Source organism: Streptomyces sp. NBC_00536 (assembly GCF_036346295.1).
Lineage (GTDB): Bacteria > Actinomycetota > Actinomycetes > Streptomycetales > Streptomycetaceae > Streptomyces.
This window is the reverse complement of record NZ_CP107819.1, coordinates 8,188,554-8,205,126: the sequence shown is the minus strand read 5'-3', so window position 1 is coordinate 8,205,126 and position 16,573 is coordinate 8,188,554. Positions and strand designations below refer to the sequence as shown.

Below are 16,573 nucleotides of genomic sequence, written 5' to 3'. Positions count from 1 at the left end.
CGGCTCGCGGAACTGCCTGAATCGAGCAGAGGGCGCGGCATGACCTTCACTCGCGTGCGCTTGACCGGCGTCCTCGTCTTCATGGAAGCAGTCGTCGACGAACGCGTGACCCGCGCCCGCTGTCGGCCGGGCCTGCCGGACCGGACCGATGCTGACGATCCCTGCCGCCCTCGAGTCCCGCCCTCGACGGCCGGAGCCTCGACGAGAAGCAGCAGGCGGGCCCAGGGGGCACCCCCGCGGGCGCGGGGAGCAGGTCCACGGGCTGATGTTGTCGATGATCCCGTTGGGTTCATCCCCCGCGGGCGCGGGGAGCAGTCTTGCCGACCTGCAACTTTATCCAGGCACTGGGCCGTTTCGAACCACTTCTACATATTCCGGCATACCCGGATAATCCGGCCAGACGCTGCCTGTTCCACCCGGCTTTCGGCCACCGCGTTCTCCTATCCCGAAGCTCCGGGAGCAGGCCGGGGGATCCTGAAGCCCGGCACGCCCGGGGGTGGGGGTGAAGAGACCGGAAGCGGGATCCAGCAGGTGCTCAGCGGCGCGGTTCGGCGGAGTCCATGAGGCGGCTCTCCCAGGCCCAGGCGGCGATCTCGACGCGGTTGCGGACGCCGAGTTTGTTCTGGATGGTCGCCAGGTGGCTCTTGACGGTGCTGAGGGTGATGAAGAGGGCGGCGGCGATCTCCTGGTTGGTGCGGCCCCGCGCGATGGCGCGGATCACCTCCGTCTCGCGTGCGGAGAGCGGATGGGCCGGGCGGGCGGCGGGTGCCGTACGGGCCGGGGCGAGGTTGCGCAGCAGGCGCAGGGTGACGGACGGGGAGATCAGGGCGTCCCCAGCGTGTGCCGCCCGTACGGCCTCGATGAGCAGCGAGGGTGCGGCGCCCTTGAGGATGAACCCGACCGCCCCGGCGCGCAGTGCTCCGTGGACGTACTCGTCCAGGTCGAAGGTGGTGACGATGACCACCCGGAGCGGGGCGGAGACTCCGGGGCCGGCCAGCGCGCGGGTGACATCGATGCCGTCCAGTCCCGGCATGCGGATGTCGACCAGGCACACGTCGGGGCGCAGTCGGCGGGCGAGTTCGACCGCCTGTGCGCCGTCGGCGGCCTCGCCGACCACGGTGATGTCCTCCTGGTCCTCCAGGATGAGCCGCAGGCCGCCGCGGATCATCGCCTGGTCGTCGGCGAGCAGGACGCGGATGCTCAACGAGTCCCCCTTTCCGGAAGGGGCAGGGTGGCGTGGACCGACCACCCGTTGTCCCGGCCGGGTCCGGCGGACAGACTGCCGCCGAGCGCCTCCACCCGCTCGCGCATGCCGATCAGGCCGTAACCGCCGTGGTGCTTTCGTGGAGCGTGGCCGGGTGGGCCGTCGTTGGTGATGGTGACGGTGATGGTGCCGGTGTCCGGGCCATGGTCGATATCGGTGTCCATGCCGCTGTCGATCTCGATGCCGATCTCGACGGTACTGGCGTGCGGGGCGTGACGGGCGATGTTGGTCAGGGCTTCCTGCACGATCCGGTGGATGGTGGTGGCGACCTCGGGCGGCCAGGGTGTCGGGTCCGCGGGCAGGCGCAGGCTCACCGTGGGGCCGGGGCCCTGCCCCTCGAATCGCCTGATCAGTTCGCGCAGTTGGTCCGGGTGGGGCGTCGGAGGAGCCGTGGGGGCGGCGTCGTCGACGTCGCGCAGGATGCCGACCACGCGTCGCATCGCGGTGAGGGCTTCGCCGCCGGCCTCCTCGATGCCCGCGAGCGTGGTGTCCAGGCTCTCGGGCCGCCGCCTGGCCACGATCCGGGCGGCCTGGGTCTGGACCACGATGCCCGTGACGTGATGGGCCACCACGTCGTGCAGCTCCCGGGCCAGGGCGAGCCGTTCCTCCTGCCGGACCGCCTCGGCGACGGCCCGGCGGCGGTGGTCCAGGAAGCGCAGCCCGACTCCCGCGCCCAGCGCGAGGATCCAGACCTCGATTCCGACCCGGAACGGGGTGCTCGGCGCTTCGACGGTCAGCAGGCCGACCGCCATCAGGGCCAGCCCGGCCGCCGCGACGACGGCCGCCCGCCGCCAGGCGAGCGCGCGTACGGCGCAGCCGCCGAGAACGAGCAGTCCCAGCACGGCGGCGGCTCCGGGCTCACCGGGCAAGTGGGCAAGCCGGGCGATCACCGCCGCGGTGCCCGCCACGGCCAGTCCCAGGGCTGCCGCCCGGCCCGGGTGGCGCCGGCGGCCGAGCGCGATCAGGCAGACAACGGTGCCGACCGCCGCGTCGAAGCCCCAGACCCGGCCCTGCGCCGCGTACTGAGCGGCCATGACGACCAGCACCGCGGCGAACAGCGTCCCGAGCGCCGCGTTGACCAGTACCTCCGGCCCCCGGACGTACCGCGTCGATGAACTACTCGCCCGGCCGACGCTCGGTGTACTCGCCCGCCCCACCCTCGTTGTACTCACCCGGCTCACGCTAAGCGATTCGGCCGGGCCCCGAACCGGCCGAAAGTACGACTCGATGAGCCGGGGACCGTACCTTCGGCCGCTGCGGCGGGCAGCGGGTGGTCCGCAGGCTGAGCCCATGATCGATCCAACTTCCGCTACTTCCACACCCCGCCTGCTCGCCGCGGCAGCGGTGGCAGTGGCAACGACCCACGCCGAAAAGACCGAGCGGAGCCCGCTCCTGTACGCCTGGTGGGCACTCAACCTCGCGGTCCTGATCGCGCTGGGCTACGGCACCTACCGGCTCGTCAAGACGTGGCGCGCCAAGCGCCGCCCCCGCGGCTGAGGGGGCGGACACATGACACACACGACACACATGACACCGGTACTCGAAGCCCGAAAACTGGGCAAGCGGTACGGCCGCCACCCCGCGCTCACCGACATCGACCTGGCCGTCCCGCCCGGCCGGGTGATCGGACTGGTCGGCCCGAACGGCGCGGGCAAGTCCACGCTTCTGCAACTGGCCTGCGGCCTGATCACGCCCAGCTCGGGCACCATCCGAGTCCTCGGCGAGACACCCGCCGCAGGCCCCGCCCACCTGGCCAAGGTCGGATTCGTCGCCCAGGACACCCCGCTCTACGCCGACCTCTCCGTCGCCGACCACCTGAAGATGGGTGCCCGACTCAACCCCGGCTGGGACCCGGTCCTCGCCCGCCGCAGGCTCGACCGCATCGACCTCGACCCACGGCGGAAGGCGGGCCGGCTCTCCGGCGGCCAGCGCGCCCAACTCGCCCTGACCATCGCCGCGGCCAAACGGCCCGAACTGCTGATCTTCGACGAACCCGCCGCCGCCCTGGACCCGCTGGCCCGGCACGCCTTCCTGGACCACCTGCTGGAGTCCGTCACCGACCTGGGCGCCTCCGCCATCCTCTCCTCCCACGCCCTGCCCGACATCGAGCGGGTGTGCGACCACCTGATCATCCTGGCGGGCTCCCGGGTCCAACTGGCCGGTGATGTGACCCGGTTGCTGGCCGACCACGTCCGCGTCACCGCGCACCCGTCGGACCTCCTGGCCCTGCCCGCCACGGCGTACGTCGTCACGCGCACCGACCCGAGCGAACGGGAGGGCAGCGCCGCCACCGCCCTCGTCCGCGCCGCCGACCGGGCGCTGCTGGCCGACGGCCCCTGGACCACGACGGAGGTCGGCCTCGAAGAACTGGCCCTCGCCTACCTGAACCGGGCCGACCGCGGCGAGACCCGCCCCTCCCTGTCCCCCTACCCCGGCCGCCGGCCGGAGGCACCCACCCCGACGGCAGCGGAGGACCACCGATGATCTGGATGACCTGGCGCCAGTTCCGCGCCCAGGCACTGGTGGGCCTCGCGGCCCTCGTACTCCTGGCCGGCTACCTCGTCGTACTCGGCAGACGGATCCACAGCGAGTACGACGACACCCTCACCCACTGCGCCACAGCCACCGCATGCTCCGGCCCGCTCGGCGCCCTCGCCGACCGCTACAGCCTCCAGGCCGACCTGCTCGGCTACCTACTGCTCACGGTCCCCGCCGTCATCGGCGTCTTCTGGGGCGCACCCCTGATCGCCCGCGAGCTGGAGACGGGCACCCACCGGCTGGTGTGGAACCAGAGCGTCACCCGCACCCGGTGGCTCGCGGCGAAACTCGCACTGGTCGGACTGCTGAGCATGACCATCTCCGGCGTGTACAGCCTGCTGCTGACCTGGGCGACCGGCCCGGTCACCACCATCGTCAACAACCGCTTCGAACCGGCGAACTTCGCCTCCCACGACATCGCCCCACTCGGCTACACCGCCTTCGCCTTCGTCCTCGGCGCGGTCCTGGGCCTGATCCTGCGCCGCGCCGTGCCCGCCATGGCGGCCACCCTGGTCATCTTCACAGCGCTCCAGATCGCGGTACCTATCCTGCTCCGCCCGCACTACCAGGCACCGACCCGCACCTCGGTCCCACTCACCGCCGACCTGATCGGCCATCTGACGAAGATCGGCACCTACGGCGACATCGGCGGTCTCCGCGTCCCCGGCGGCCCCTGGGTCATCGACACCAGCCCGATCCTCGACTCCGCGGGCAAGGAGGTCGGCCACACCCCCTGGTTCCAGGACTGCATGGACCACAGCTCGCTCTCCGAACTGCCCACCTGCCTGGCCAAGGGCAATCTCCACGTCACGATCACCGAACAGCCGGCCGACCGCTACTGGACCTTCCAGTACCTGGAGACCGGGCTCTTCATCGCCCTGGCGGCCCTCCTGACCGCTCTCGCCCTCCGACGGATCCGCAACCATCCGGTCTGACGGCCATCACCAGCGGGGCGGCCACGTCCCACGTGGGTGTCCAGGCACGTAAGGTCCGCACCGAGGAAGGCACGGGACGCGATGAGCGACGCCGCCCGCCTGCCCCGAGACCCAGGATCTACAGACCGGCACGGGCCAGGAGGTCTTCTGCCTGTTCTCGTGTGAGGTTGGGTGGAGCCGGTGCACGCGGAGGACACGTGTGGGGGGGCCGACGGAACGACAGGACCCACTCGGTGATCGGGTCGTCAGACGTCAGCGTGGTCACGAGGTTCTCCCGCAGGGCAGCGGGTGTGTCCTGGCGGGCCGCGATCGCGTTGCGCACGAAGACGTCCGGGTCCCCCGCCGGCAGGTCTCGCAGCTCCGCGGGCAGCTTCGGATGGGCGGCCACCGCTTCGCGCACGCCGGAATCGGGGTCAGCGGCCAGTTCCGGGGACGGATCGACGTACCGGACAGCACGGGAACGGGTCACGGTATCGGCGAGGAGGACCGGCAACAGGTCCGCCGGCGGTGAGTACTTGGAAACGGCGTCCCGGCGGATTTTCGGGTCGGCATCCGTCAGCAGAGCCCGGCGCACCGCCTCCGGCGCATGGCGCCAGTACTGGATGACCGAGGACCGGACACTCGGCTCCGGATCTCCGGCCAGCCTGGCCAGGAGCTCCATCGGCACATGCTCGTTCATCGCAAGGAACGAACGGACAGAGGGATCCGGATCATCCGCCAGACGGTCGAGAAGCCCAGACGGTTCGTCCTCGACACTCGCCGCGACCGCGGCCCGGACCGAAGGCTCCGGATGTTGCGCCAGGCGGGCCCTGACCTGGGCAGGTACGGAGGAGTTGGCGGCGAGACTGCGTGCGGAGCCGAGCCTGATGAGCTCATCCGTCAACTCCTCCGTCAGGTCCCGCCGCAAGAGAGCCACCGAGCGGCGGGCCTGCGGATGCCGGAGCAGACGCCGCACCAAGTCGGCGGGAAGATCCTCCTGGACCGCCAGGGCGCTCAGTTCGGCATCCAGATTCATGTACCGCAGGCCAAGAACCCCCAACGAAATAATCTTCGACGTGGTTGGATCATTCAGGGACTGGTGATCCGGGGTGTGCGGTGGCTCGACTGAAGCCTTGGCATGTTGATGACGAGCTGTGGGCGGTGATCGAACCGCTGCTGCCGAGGGTGGAACGGCGGACGCATCATCCCGGGCGTAGGCGCCATCCGGACCGATTGGTGTTCCAAGGAATCCTGTTCGTGCTCCATACCGGAATCGCCTGGGAACACCTGCCGCAGGAGCTCGGTCTCGGCTCGGGCATGACGTGCCGGCGCCGCCTGGCCGAGTGGACCGAGGCTGGTGTGTGGCCCCGGCTTCACGAGGTTCTTCTGGCCAAACTGCGCAGCGCGAACGTGCTGGACCTCTCCCGTGCTGCGGTCGACGGCTCGCACATCCGGGCGTTAAAGGGGGGCTCCAAGACGGGGCGAAGTCCTGTTGACCGGGGCAGGACGGGCAGCAAGCACCACCTGATCACCGACGCCATCGGTATCCCGCTCGCCGTCACGCTGACTGGCAGCAATCGCAACGACGTCACCCAGCTCATCCCGCTCCTCGAAGCCGTGCCACCCGTGCGGGGAAAGCGCGGCCGACCACGGCGCCGACCGGACGTCGTTCTTGCCGACCGCGGGTATGACCACGACAAGTACCGCCGCCTGGTGCGGAAGCTCGGCGTGAGGCCGCTGGTCGCCCGGCGGGGCGCCGAACACGGCTCCGGATTGGGCACTCAACGCTGGGTTGTCGAGCGCGCGTTCGCCCACCTGCACTGGTTCCGCCGCCTGCGGATCCGCTGGGAAGTCCGCGACGACATCCACGAAGCGTTCCTCACCCTGGGATGCCCGCTGATCTGCTGGCGACGCTTGACCTCACCCCGATGAAGGTGCGTCAACGCGTGCAGGGGAGTGCAGGGCCAGGTCGTCCACATCGCCCTGACACAGCCGCGCGACGGCGTCGATGAGCTGTACTTCCCGGATGTGGGCACCGCAGTCCGGCTCGCCCTCGGTAAAGAGATCGCGAGCCTGGTGAACGATCCGCGAGGCTGCGGCGCCTACGACGTGGTGGAGTCGGCAGCCTGCGTCAGAAGCGGAATACACCCAGGTCGCGCACGGTGTCGGCCAGGGCGCGGATGAGGTCGTTTTCGGCTTCGGTCCGCCAGACCAGAGCGAAGGTCAGGGTGGCCATCTCAGGGAGGGGGAGGAATCGGATGTTCGACATGCCCCAGTATCTGGTGACATGGCCAGGGAAGGTGTGGATGATGTCGCCCATGCCGACGTGGCTGATCAGCTGATCGGCGTTGTCCGAGGCCGCGCCGGTGATGCGCTCGATCGAACGGCCGCGTGGGGTGGAGAAGGGCAGGTAACTGTCCTCCCAGTAGTCCGGCAGGCCGAGGGCAGTGGCGTGTGGGAACTCGGCGAGCAGCTCCACCGGTACGGAGTCCCGTGCCGCGAGCCGGTGGTCGGCGGCCACGGCAAGGACTCGCGGGTCGGTGCACAAGGTCGGCCCGACGGTGAAGTCCGGCTCCTCCACCGGCAGCCAGACGATCATGACGTCCATGGCGCCGCTGCGGAGCTGGCCGAACGGATCGGTGAAGGTTGCCTGGCGGATCTGGAGGCCCCATTGCGGGTGGCGCGCGCGGAACGCCTTCCAGTAGGGGTGCAGATCGGCGACGTTGAAGGGCATCAGGCTGACGCGGAGCTGTGCGGTGATGCCGCGGGCCGCCAGCTGGGCTCGCTCCAGGGATTCGTACAGGCCCGCGTAGACCGGTTGCAGGTCGTCGCGGAACTGCCGGCCGACCTCCGTCAGGCGAACCGTGCGGCTGGTGCGGGCGAACAGCTCGGCCCCGATGCGCCGCTCCTGCTTCTTGATGGCCTGGCTGACGCGTGCCTGGGAGACGTGCAGCCGCTGTGCGGCCCGGCCGAAATGCAGCTCCTCCGCCAGTACGAGGAAGATCTCGATGTCCCGCAGCTCCACCGGCACCCCCGTGTCGATAACCCAGCGGTTATCGAACCGCGTGGAAGTATGGCTTGATCATATGCGCGGATCGCAAGATCGTTTGAGGCATGCATGCACGCATGAAGAACCGTGAAGAACGCCGCGTTCGTCCGGCCCGATGAGCGACGCCATCGACCTGACCGTGATGTACGCGATGCATGGCGCCCTGCGCCGGGAACTGGCCCAGCTCGACCGGGTCACCACCGCCGCGGACCGTGACCCCGTGCGCGTACTGGCCACCGCTGCCGGATGGACACTGTTCAAGCAGGCCCTCCGCGCGCACCACGCTGCCGAGGACGGCGCGCTGTGGCCGTCACTGCGGCAGAATCTGGCCGGCAGCCCGAAGGACCTGGCGCTGCTGGAGGTGATGGAGGCCGAGCACGCCGCCATTGCTCCGGTGATCCAGGCCATCGACGAGCTGCTGACCGAGCCCGGAGCCGACCCGCTGCGGCTGGGCCAGCTCACCGACGCGCTGACCCGCGGCCTGGCCGGACACCTCAAGCACGAGGAGGACACGGCCTTCCCGCTGATGCGGCGGACGCTGACCGCCGAGCAGTGGGCCCATTTCAGCCAGGTCCACGCCCAGCACATCGGCAAGGACGCACCACTTCTGCTGCCGTGGCTCCTGGACGGCGCCGACAAGCCGACCATGACGAGGCTCCTCGCCCAGCTGCCCGCGCCCGCGTACGCCGCATGCACCGCCCGATGGATCCCGGCCTACACCGCTTTCGACCGCTGGAGTCCAGGCACCACGGCCTGACACACCTTCACCACCCGCCGCCGTCTCGGTCCATCGCCCGGCCGAATTCGCCCCTCGACCTCCACCACGAAAGCCATCACAGTGTCCCCATCTGCACACGTCACTCCGCTCCAACGCGTCTCGGATACCGAGGCTGCCGCGTGGCACCAGGTCGTCGCCGCCTCGACGGCCCACGACCTGCCGGGAGTACCGGCCCCCGACCCCGGACACATCCACGCCCAGCTCACCCAGCCTGCCCTCGGCAGCCGCGGGCTGACCTGGCTCGCCACCGCGGCGGACGGCGCCCCCGTCGGAGTTGCCGGCCTGCGGCTGTTCACCTCAACGGGCCAGCAGCACCTGGCCGAACTGGAACTCCACGTCGATCCCGCACACCGGCGCCTGGGAACCGGCTCCCTCCTCCTGTCGGCGGTCGTGGCGGCCTGCCGCGCCGAGGGCCGGCGCAGCCTCGTCGCGACAGCCGCGGCCGACAGCCCGGGCGAGGCGTTCAGCGAGCGCCACGGCTTCCGCCGGGCGCTCACCCTGGATCACCTCATGCTGCGCTTCGACGAGCTGGACGTGGCCGAATTGCTGCGGATCGCCGATGCCGACCACCCCGGTTACCGTCTGACCGGCTGGACCGGAACGGTTCCCGACGAACTCGCCGACGCGTTCGCCACGGCCAAGAACGCGATGAACGACATGCCCACCGGCGACCTGGACTACGGCAGCGTGGCGTGGGACGCCGAACGCGTGCGCGCCATGGGCAAGGTGGTCGGCGACCGCGGTGACGTACTGCTGACGACCGCCGCGCTCGGCAAGGGGGAGATGGCCGGATACACCGAGATCGTCATTCGGGCCGGGGAGACCTGCCGGGCACTGCAGTACGACACCGTCGTCGTGCCCAGCCACCGCGGCCACGGGCTCGGGCTGTGGGTCAAGGCAGAGATGGTGCGCAGGCTCCGCGCCGAGCACCCCGGAATCGTGGAGATCGAGACCGACAATGCCCAGGACAACACCCACATGCTCGCCGTGAACCGGCAGCTGGGCTTCCGCTTCCACCGCAGCACCCACGAATACCAACTCGACCTGCCCACCACCTGACCACTCCACTACCTGACCACCCATCAAGGAGAACGCCCGATGCAGAAGTTCGAGACCCCCGGCACGATCGCGGCCGTTGTGGAGATACCTGCCGGACGCATAAGACTCCTCGCTGCCGACCGCGCCGAGACCACCGTCGAGGTACGTCCCGCGGACGCCGGCAAGGGCCGCGATGTGAAGGCCGCGGAGCAGACCACGGTCGAATTCGCCGACGGCGTGCTGCGCGTCATCGCGCCGGAGGCGAGGAACCAGGTGCTGAGCAGCCCGGGATCCGTCGAGGTGACGCTTCAACTCCCCACCGGCTCCCGCGTCGAAACCACCTCCGCCGCCGCGGAGGTGCGCACCGAGGGCCGGCTCGGCGACGTCGCCGTCCATGGCGCCCACCGCCGCATCGAGATCGCCGACGTGGAAGGCTTGCGCCTCACCTCCGTCGACGGCGATGTCCACGTCGGCCGGCTGGGCGGCCCCGCGGAGATCTCGACCGCGCGGGGCGACATCACCATCGGCGAGGCGGTGCGCGGCACGGTGGTGCTCCGCACCCGGCACGGCGACATCTCGATCGCCGCCACCCCCGGCGCCTCCGCCACGCTGGACGCCGACCCCCGGCACGGCCGCGTCAGCAACGCCCTGAAGAACAACGGCTCCCCCGTGCTGGAGATCAGAGCCACCAGCGGCAACGGCGACATCTCCGCCCGCAGCCTCTGACCCCCCTCATCCGTCACCTCCTCCTCGCCCGACACGTCCACCCGACCAGGGAGCACCCCACCATGTCCCAGTTCACCGCTGCAGGGCAGCGCAAGATCCGCGACGTACTGGCCCGCCACGTCGATTCCGGCAAGATCCCGGGCGTCGTCGCCCTGTACAGCAAGGACGACGAGACGCACGTCGAGACGCTGGGCGCGATGGAGCATGACGGCGGTGCGCCGATGCGCCGGGACACCATCTTCCGGATGGCGTCCACCTCCAAGCCGGTCTCGATAGCGGCGGCGATGGTACTGCTCGACGAGTGCCGACTGCGGCTGGACGACCCGGTGGACCGGTGGCTGCCGGAGCTGGCCGACCGTCAGGTGCTGAAGGCGTTCGACGGCCCGATCGACGAGACGGTCCCGGCGCGCCGTCCAGTCACCGTCCGGGACGTGCTGACCTCCACCTTCGGCCTCGGTATGGACATGACCTCGATCGGTACGCCGATCATGAACGAGGTCTTCGCACAGGGGCTGACGCCCAACCTGCCCACGCCGATGCCCGAGCAGGACGAGTGGCTGCGCCGCCTGGGCGCGCTGCCGCTGATGCACCAGCCCGGAGACCACTGGCAGTACCAGCTCGCCAGCGACCTGGCCGGCGTTCTGGTCTCCCGGGTGACCGGCAAGACCTTCGAGGAGGCGCTGCGCGAACACGTCTTCGGCCCGCTGGGGATGGAGGACACCGGCTTCCACGTCCCGGACGACAAGATCGACCGGCTGCCGGTCCTCTACGCGCCCGACCCGGAGTCCGGCGAGTTCCACGTATGGGACGAGTCCAAGGGCGGCCGTTGGAACATCCCTCCGGCGTTCCATGGCGGTGGCGGTGGTCTGGTCTCCACCGCGGACGACTACCACGCCTACTTCAAGATGCTGCTGAACGGCGGCAAGCACGGCGGCGAGCGCGTTCTGTCCAGGCAGGCGGTGGAGCTGATGACCACCAACCGCCTCACCCCCGCGCAGAACGCCGCCCGCACCGAGCTGGCCACCAACAACGTCCACATCTCCTTCGGCCAGGGCCAGCAAGGCGGTTGGGGCTTCGGGATGGCGGTGCGGACCTACCGCGGCGACTACGCTCCCGTCGGCCAGTTCGGCTGGGACGGCGGCGCCGGCACCTCCACCTACGCCGACCCCGTCAACAACGTCGTCGGCATCCTCCTCACCCAGGTCGGCACCTCGGTCCCCGACTCGGTCCACCTGGCGCACGACTTCTGGACCACTCTGTACCAGGCGATCGAGGACTGATCGCCAGCAAGTCCGTTCCCCCAGCACATGCGGATGGGGGAGTGGCCGGGCTGCACCCATGTCGCGCCCGGATGCGGGCCGGGGCCCACGTCGCGATGCGTTCCGACGGAGTCGCCTCCGTACCCGGTACCCAGGGCAGCCGTGAGCTGCCCTGGGCTCGGTGACCGCCGCAGCTCCGCACCTGAGGTCCCCCAAGGGCTTCCGGCAAGGCCCCGGCCTTGCCGCACACTGACCGGCCGAGGCCGGCATCCATGGAAATGAGAGTCGCTCAATGCGTGTGTTGTTGATGGCGTACGGGTCGCGTGGAGACGTCGAGCCGATGGTGGGACTCGCAGTGAGTTTGCGGGCGCTCGGCGCGGAGGTGCATGTGTGCGCGCCGCCGGACTTCGCGGAGCTGCTGGAGAGCCTGGACTTCCCGCTGGCACCGATCGGCCGGCCGTTGCGGCCGGTTGTGAAGGCGGTGGTGACCGGGACGGCGCCGACGGCGGCGGAGGGCCTGGCCGAGCGCACGGCCGCGTTGCTCACCTCCACGTACGATGCGGTCGCCGCTGCCGCAGAGGGCTGTGACGTGGTGGTGGCGACCGGTCTGCTCCCGGCCTTGGCCGCCGCGCGGTCGGTGGCGGAGCAGCTGGGCATCCCCTACATGCCGGTGGCCTACTATCCGGCGTTCCTGCCGTCGCCGCACCACCCGCCGCTGGCGTGGCCGGGCCGGCCCGTCCCGCCGGAGGTGACCGACAACCGGGTGCTGTGGGAGCTGAACGAGGAGAACCTGAACGCGTTGTTCGGCGAGGCGATCAACGCGCACCGGGCATCGATCGGCCTGCCCCCGGTGGACAGCGTCCGCGACCACGTCCTCACCGATCGGCCGTTGCTGGCAGCCGACCCGGTCCTGAGTCCGTGGCTGGAGCCTGCGGACCTCGACGTGGTGCAGACAGGCGCGTGGATCCGACCGGACGAACGCCCGCTCCCAGCTGATCTGGACGCGTTCCTGAACGCCGGAACACCACCGGTGTACGTGGGCTTCGGCAGCATTCCCGTGCGCGACGCGCAGAACGTCACTCGGGCTGCCATCGAGGCCATCCGCGCGCAGGGCCGCCGTGTCCTGCTCTCCCGCGGCTGGGCCGACCTGGAACCGGCCGACGACAAGGACGACTGCTTCGCCGTCGACGAGGTCAACCATCAGGCCCTCTTCCGCCGGGTAGCCGCCATCGTGCACCACGGCGGCTCGGGCACCACGACCACCGCCGCCCGAGCCGGTGCACCCCAGGTCGTGGTACCCCAGATGGCGGACCAGCCCTATTGGGCCGCCCGCGTGGCCGAACTCGGCATCGGAGTGGCCCACGATGGCCCGACCCCGACCTTCGAGTCCCTGTCGGCCGCCCTCGGGACGGCCCTGGCCCCCGAAACGGCAGCACGGGCGAAGGCCGTCGCCGGTACGATCCGCACCGACGGGACGACGGTGGCCGCGAAGCTGCTCCTGGACACGGAGCACGCCGCGCCGATGAGCCGCGAACAGATTTCCAAGATCGCCCATGCCGACCACCCGATCAAGTCCCCGCTCGACGACGACTCGGTCAGCCGGCTGCTCGAACGCGGCCTCCCGCAAGGCGACGAGCGAGTCCTCGACCTCGGATGCGGCACGGCGGAATGGCTGCTGCGCGCCCTGGCCACGCGCCCGCACCTCCACGCCGAAGGCGTCGACGTCTCCGAAGTCGCCCTGAGGAAGGCCCGCCAGGCAGCGAGCAGACTCGGAGTCGGAGAGCGACTGGTACTCCACCAGCAGGAGGCCGCGGACTTCGTCTCTCCTCAGCCGTTCGACCTGGTGATCAGCGTCGGCGCCACTCATGCCTTCGGCGGTCTCCTGCCCACGCTCGCGGCAGCCCGCGAGCACCTGGCTCCCGGCGGCCGCGTCCTGATCGGCGAGTCGTTCTGGGACCGCGACCCGTCACCGGCGGCCGTCGAGATGTTCGGTGACCTCGACGACCTGGCGACCACGGTGGACCGCGTCGTCGCCGACGGCTGGACCCCGGTCCACGGCCACGTCAGCACCCGGGCTGAGCTGGACGCCTACGAGTGGGCCTGCTGGGGCTCGCTGGCCGCATGGGCTCTGGACCACCCTGCCGATCCGGCCGCCGCTCAGGTGCTGGAGACGGCCAACGCCGCGCGTTCGGATTGGCTGCACGGGTACCGGGACAGCTTCGGCTTCGTCTGCATGGTGCTGCGTCGGACCTCGGAGTGATCGCGTAGGCCGCCGGCAAGCCCACGCACCCAAGACGTCCCCCGCACCCGGGGCCCGCCCTGGCCGCAGCCCCCACGCCGGCCGGAAAGTGAACAAACAGATGCAACCGACGTTCGTACTCGTGCATGGAGCATTCGCAAACTCCTTCTCCTTCGCGCCCCTTCAGGCCGAACTCGGCCTCCTCGGGCACCGCTCTGTCGCCGTCGACCTGCCCGGCCACGGGTTCCAGGCGACCTTCACCCACGCCTATCAGGCGCCGCAGGACCCCGCCGGTCTCGCAAGCGCGCCCGGCTCGATCACGGGCGTCACGCTCGCCGACAACGTCGCGCACCTGATCGGCATCCTCGAACGGGCCAAGCGGAACGGCCCCGTGATCCTCGTCGCCCACAGCCGCGGCGGTGCCACGGTCACGGCCGCGGCCAACGCGCGCCCGGACCTGATCGACCGCCTCGTCTACGTCTCGGCCTGGGCCCCGGTCGACCTCGACGTCAACGACTACTACGCCGAGCCGGAGATGGCCACGGTCGACCCCGTGGCCTTCGCCGCGGCGCTGGCCGGGAACCCCGCCGACCTCGGCCTGCTCCGCGTCAACTTCCGTACTGCGGACCCGGACGCGATCGCCGCGTTCAAGCTGGCCTTCTTCGCCGACGGCACCGACGAGCAGTTCCTCACCTTCCTCAACACCTTCCAGCCCGACGAGAACCTGGATGTCGGCGGCTCCGCCGACCGGGCGCAGGCCGCGACCTGGGGCGGCATCCCCAAGACCTACATCCGCCTGGCCGACGACGCGAGCCTGCCGCTCGTCCTGCAGGACCGCCTGATCCGTGAGGGCAACGAGCTGACGCCTGACAACCCGTACGACGTCTGCACACTGGAGGGCAGCCACCTGAAGTGGCTGGTCGACCCCGCGCCGGCGGCCCGCATCCTGGGCGAACTTGCCACGCTCCCCGCCCCGTCCGCTCAGGACACGATCGGAACGGGGTGAACGGTTCGGCGGTGGTGGGACAAGGAACGAGAGTGTCCATGTGGGTGCACCCACCACCGCCCCCGGCACTGAGATCGGACGCCGACCGGGGTGACAGCCTTCGCCACGGCCGTCACCCGGGCTCCACGCCGACCCAGGATGGTCGGCCTGGCCAAGAAGCTACGAAAATGGGAGATCAACGAAGTGCGTGTGGTGTTGTCGACGTATGGGTCACGTGGGGACGTCGAACCGTTGGTAGGGCTAGCGGTGCGGTTGCGGGAACTCGGCGCAGAGGTGCGGGTGTGCGCGCCGCCGGACGAGGACTTCGCGGAGCGGCTGGCCGGGGTCGGAGTGTCCATGGTGGGCGTCGGGCAGTCAGCACGCACGCTGACTACCGCGGCACCACCGCCGTCGAAGGTCAACCTGCCCCAACGCGCAGCGGAATTGATCGCCAGTCAGCTGCAGGTGATACCCGCGGCAGCCGAAGGGTGTGACCTGCTGGTGGCGACGGGCGCAATGCCGGCCATCGCCGGGGCGCGGTCGGTGGCCGAGAAGCTGGACATCGGCTACGTATCCGCGATCTTCCAGCAGCTGACCCTGCCCTCGCCGCACCGCCCGCCGCTGGCGTACCCGGGGCAGCCGTTCCCGCCGGAGGTGACCGACAACCGGGCACTGTGGGACCTGGACGCCCAGAGCATCAACGCGCTGTTCGGTGAGGCGCTCAACACCAACCGGACGTCGATCGGCCTGCCCCCGGTGGACAACGTCCGCGACTACGCCTTCGGCGACCGGCCGTGGCTGGCGACGGACCCGGTGCTGGACCCGTGGCTGGAGACGCCGGACTACGACATCGTACAGACCGGCGCGTGGGTGCTGCCCGACGACCGGCCGCTCCCGGCTGATCTGGTGGCCTTCCTGGATGCCGGCGCACCGCCCGTGTACGTGGGCTTCGGCAGCATGGCCGTGCGCGCAGGGGAGGACGCGGCCCGGGTGGCCATCGAGGCGGTCCGCGCGAGCGGCCGCCGGGTACTCGTCGGGCGTGGCTGGGCGGACCTGGGCCTCATCGACGACCGGGACGACGGCTTCGCCGTCGGCGAGGTCAACCACCAGCAGCTGTTCGGACGGGTAGCCGCCGTCGTGCACCACGGTGGCGCGGGTACGACGACGACGGCCGCTCGGGCCGGCGCTCCCCAGGTGGTGGTGCCCCAATTGGCGGACCAGCCGTACTGGGCCGGCCGGGTGGCCGAGCTGGGCATCGGCGTAGCGCACGATGGTCCGGTGCCGACCGCCGAGTCCCTGTCGGCCGCGCTCAAGACCGCCCTTGAACCGGAAACCGGCAGCCAGGCGAAGACCGTGGCTGGCACGGTCCGCACCGACGGGGCGATGGTGGCCGCGAAACTGCTGCTCGACGCTGTCAACTGAGAGACACGAGAGGGATCCGCGAGAACCACGCGGACCCGTCCTGCCAGGGCCAGTGCCCGGCGCCGGGTTGCACCGCCAACTCGGTACGCCCGAAGAGGCCGCATTTTCCCGGAGTTCCACGACAGCCGCCCGACGTCGTGGCACCGGCGAGCAAGACAACCGGCCGCCGAGTTCATTCTGTTAGGAGTTCTAAGCCGCAGCACAGGAATTCGTTGCCGACGAGGACCAAGTGCGGTTGTAGCGGCCGTTGCAGCGGACCAGGACGGTGAGTCCGTCCCGGACGGCCCGGGCGGCGGTACGGGAGGATGCGCACGAGACCGGATCGCCTGTCGCCGACCGCGCCACGCTGTGCTGCTTCCGG

The 16,573-nt window shown here is 70.4% G+C and carries 15 protein-coding genes and 1 pseudogene; 12 read left to right on the top strand and 4 right to left on the bottom strand.

What is annotated here, in order from left to right:
- Window positions 1-535: 535 nt before the first annotated feature.
- A complete protein-coding gene (locus OHS33_RS35320) occupies window positions 536-1,204 on the bottom strand; it encodes a response regulator transcription factor (protein ID WP_330334508.1) in 669 nt (222 codons plus the stop codon).
- Window positions 1,201-2,436, bottom strand: coding sequence for a sensor histidine kinase (locus OHS33_RS35315; protein WP_330334507.1), 1,236 nt, complete (start codon window positions 2,434-2,436; stop codon window positions 1,201-1,203). The genes OHS33_RS35320 and OHS33_RS35315 overlap by 4 nt, the downstream gene beginning before the upstream one ends.
- 118 nt (window positions 2,437-2,554) lie before the next feature.
- Between OHS33_RS35315 and OHS33_RS35310 the strand changes: the two genes are divergently transcribed.
- Genes OHS33_RS35310 through OHS33_RS35300 form a run of 3 tightly spaced genes read left to right on the top strand, consistent with a single transcriptional unit; the run spans window position 2,555 to window position 4,737 of the window.
- Window positions 2,555-2,761 carry a hypothetical protein gene (locus OHS33_RS35310; RefSeq protein ID WP_330334506.1) on the top strand — a complete coding sequence of 69 codons (207 nt, stop codon included), beginning with the start codon at window positions 2,555-2,557 and terminating at the stop codon, window positions 2,759-2,761.
- Window positions 2,762-2,773: 12 nt separating this feature from the next.
- Window positions 2,774-3,748 carry an ABC transporter ATP-binding protein gene (locus OHS33_RS35305; protein WP_330334505.1) on the top strand — a complete coding sequence of 325 codons (975 nt, stop codon included), beginning with the start codon at window positions 2,774-2,776 and terminating at the stop codon, window positions 3,746-3,748.
- Window positions 3,745-4,737: an ABC transporter permease subunit gene (locus tag OHS33_RS35300; protein ID WP_330334504.1), complete on the top strand. Its 993-nt coding sequence runs from the start codon at window positions 3,745-3,747 to the stop codon at window positions 4,735-4,737. Before OHS33_RS35305 ends, OHS33_RS35300 begins: the two co-directional genes overlap by 4 nt.
- 118 nt (window positions 4,738-4,855) lie before the next feature.
- Here the strand turns inward: OHS33_RS35300 and OHS33_RS35295 are convergent, their stop codons facing one another.
- Window positions 4,856-5,752 (bottom strand): hypothetical protein, encoded by an 897-nt coding sequence (locus OHS33_RS35295; RefSeq protein ID WP_330334503.1) that lies wholly within the window; start codon window positions 5,750-5,752, stop codon window positions 4,856-4,858.
- Window positions 5,753-5,832: 80 nt separating this feature from the next.
- Here OHS33_RS35295 and OHS33_RS35290 point away from each other — a divergent pair, with 80 nt between their 5' ends.
- Entirely contained in the window at window positions 5,833-6,648 is an 816-nt protein-coding gene (locus OHS33_RS35290) for an IS5 family transposase (protein WP_443065389.1), read from the top strand.
- A gap of 199 nt (window positions 6,649-6,847) precedes the next feature.
- Here the strand turns inward: OHS33_RS35290 and OHS33_RS35285 are convergent, their stop codons facing one another.
- Window positions 6,848-7,747: a LysR family transcriptional regulator gene (locus OHS33_RS35285; protein ID WP_330334502.1), complete on the bottom strand. Its 900-nt coding sequence runs from the start codon at window positions 7,745-7,747 to the stop codon at window positions 6,848-6,850.
- Window positions 7,748-7,880: 133 nt separating this feature from the next.
- Between OHS33_RS35285 and OHS33_RS35280 the strand changes: the two genes are divergently transcribed.
- From OHS33_RS35280 to OHS33_RS35245, 8 genes and pseudogenes are all read left to right on the top strand, one after another.
- The gene (locus OHS33_RS35280; RefSeq protein WP_330334501.1) at window positions 7,881-8,522 is read left to right on the top strand and encodes a hemerythrin domain-containing protein; all 642 of its coding nucleotides are present in this window, start codon (window positions 7,881-7,883) and stop codon (window positions 8,520-8,522) included.
- Between the two features lie 81 nt (window positions 8,523-8,603).
- Entirely contained in the window at window positions 8,604-9,602 is a 999-nt protein-coding gene (locus OHS33_RS35275) for a GNAT family N-acetyltransferase (RefSeq protein WP_330334500.1), read from the top strand.
- Between the two features lie 39 nt (window positions 9,603-9,641).
- Window positions 9,642-10,307: a DUF4097 family beta strand repeat-containing protein gene (locus OHS33_RS35270; RefSeq protein WP_330334499.1), complete on the top strand. Its 666-nt coding sequence runs from the start codon at window positions 9,642-9,644 to the stop codon at window positions 10,305-10,307.
- Between the two features lie 62 nt (window positions 10,308-10,369).
- Window positions 10,370-11,587: a serine hydrolase domain-containing protein gene (locus tag OHS33_RS35265; RefSeq protein WP_330334498.1), complete on the top strand. Its 1,218-nt coding sequence runs from the start codon at window positions 10,370-10,372 to the stop codon at window positions 11,585-11,587.
- A 271-nt stretch (window positions 11,588-11,858) separates the two neighbouring features.
- Window positions 11,859-13,070, top strand: a pseudogene (locus tag OHS33_RS35260) (glycosyltransferase); the annotation flags it as partial.
- Between the two features lie 18 nt (window positions 13,071-13,088).
- A complete protein-coding gene (locus OHS33_RS35255; protein WP_330335324.1) occupies window positions 13,089-13,826 on the top strand; it encodes an SAM-dependent methyltransferase in 738 nt (245 codons plus the stop codon).
- Window positions 13,827-13,926: 100 nt separating this feature from the next.
- Entirely contained in the window at window positions 13,927-14,811 is an 885-nt protein-coding gene (locus OHS33_RS35250) for an alpha/beta fold hydrolase (protein ID WP_330334497.1), read from the top strand.
- Between the two features lie 138 nt (window positions 14,812-14,949).
- On the top strand, window positions 14,950-16,212 hold the full coding sequence (locus OHS33_RS35245; protein ID WP_330334496.1) for a glycosyltransferase: 1,263 nt from the start codon (window positions 14,950-14,952) through the stop codon (window positions 16,210-16,212).
- The last annotated feature ends 361 nt before the right edge of the window (window positions 16,213-16,573 follow it).

Coding starts and splice junctions, on each gene's coding strand:
- OHS33_RS35310 (WP_330334506.1), top strand. CDS start 2,555: ATGATCGATCCAACTTCCGCTACTTCCACACCCCGCCTGCTCGCCGCG.
- OHS33_RS35305 (WP_330334505.1), top strand. CDS start 2,774: ATGACACACACGACACACATGACACCGGTACTCGAAGCCCGAAAACTG.
- OHS33_RS35300 (WP_330334504.1), top strand. CDS start 3,745: ATGATCTGGATGACCTGGCGCCAGTTCCGCGCCCAGGCACTGGTGGGC.
- OHS33_RS35295 (WP_330334503.1), bottom strand. CDS start 5,752: ATGAATCTGGATGCCGAACTGAGCGCCCTGGCGGTCCAGGAGGATCTT.
- OHS33_RS35280 (WP_330334501.1), top strand. CDS start 7,881: ATGAGCGACGCCATCGACCTGACCGTGATGTACGCGATGCATGGCGCC.
- OHS33_RS35270 (WP_330334499.1), top strand. CDS start 9,642: ATGCAGAAGTTCGAGACCCCCGGCACGATCGCGGCCGTTGTGGAGATA.
- OHS33_RS35265 (WP_330334498.1), top strand. CDS start 10,370: ATGTCCCAGTTCACCGCTGCAGGGCAGCGCAAGATCCGCGACGTACTG.
- OHS33_RS35255 (WP_330335324.1), top strand. CDS start 13,089: ATGAGCCGCGAACAGATTTCCAAGATCGCCCATGCCGACCACCCGATC.
- OHS33_RS35250 (WP_330334497.1), top strand. CDS start 13,927: ATGCAACCGACGTTCGTACTCGTGCATGGAGCATTCGCAAACTCCTTC.
- OHS33_RS35245 (WP_330334496.1), top strand. CDS start 14,950: ATGGTCGGCCTGGCCAAGAAGCTACGAAAATGGGAGATCAACGAAGTG.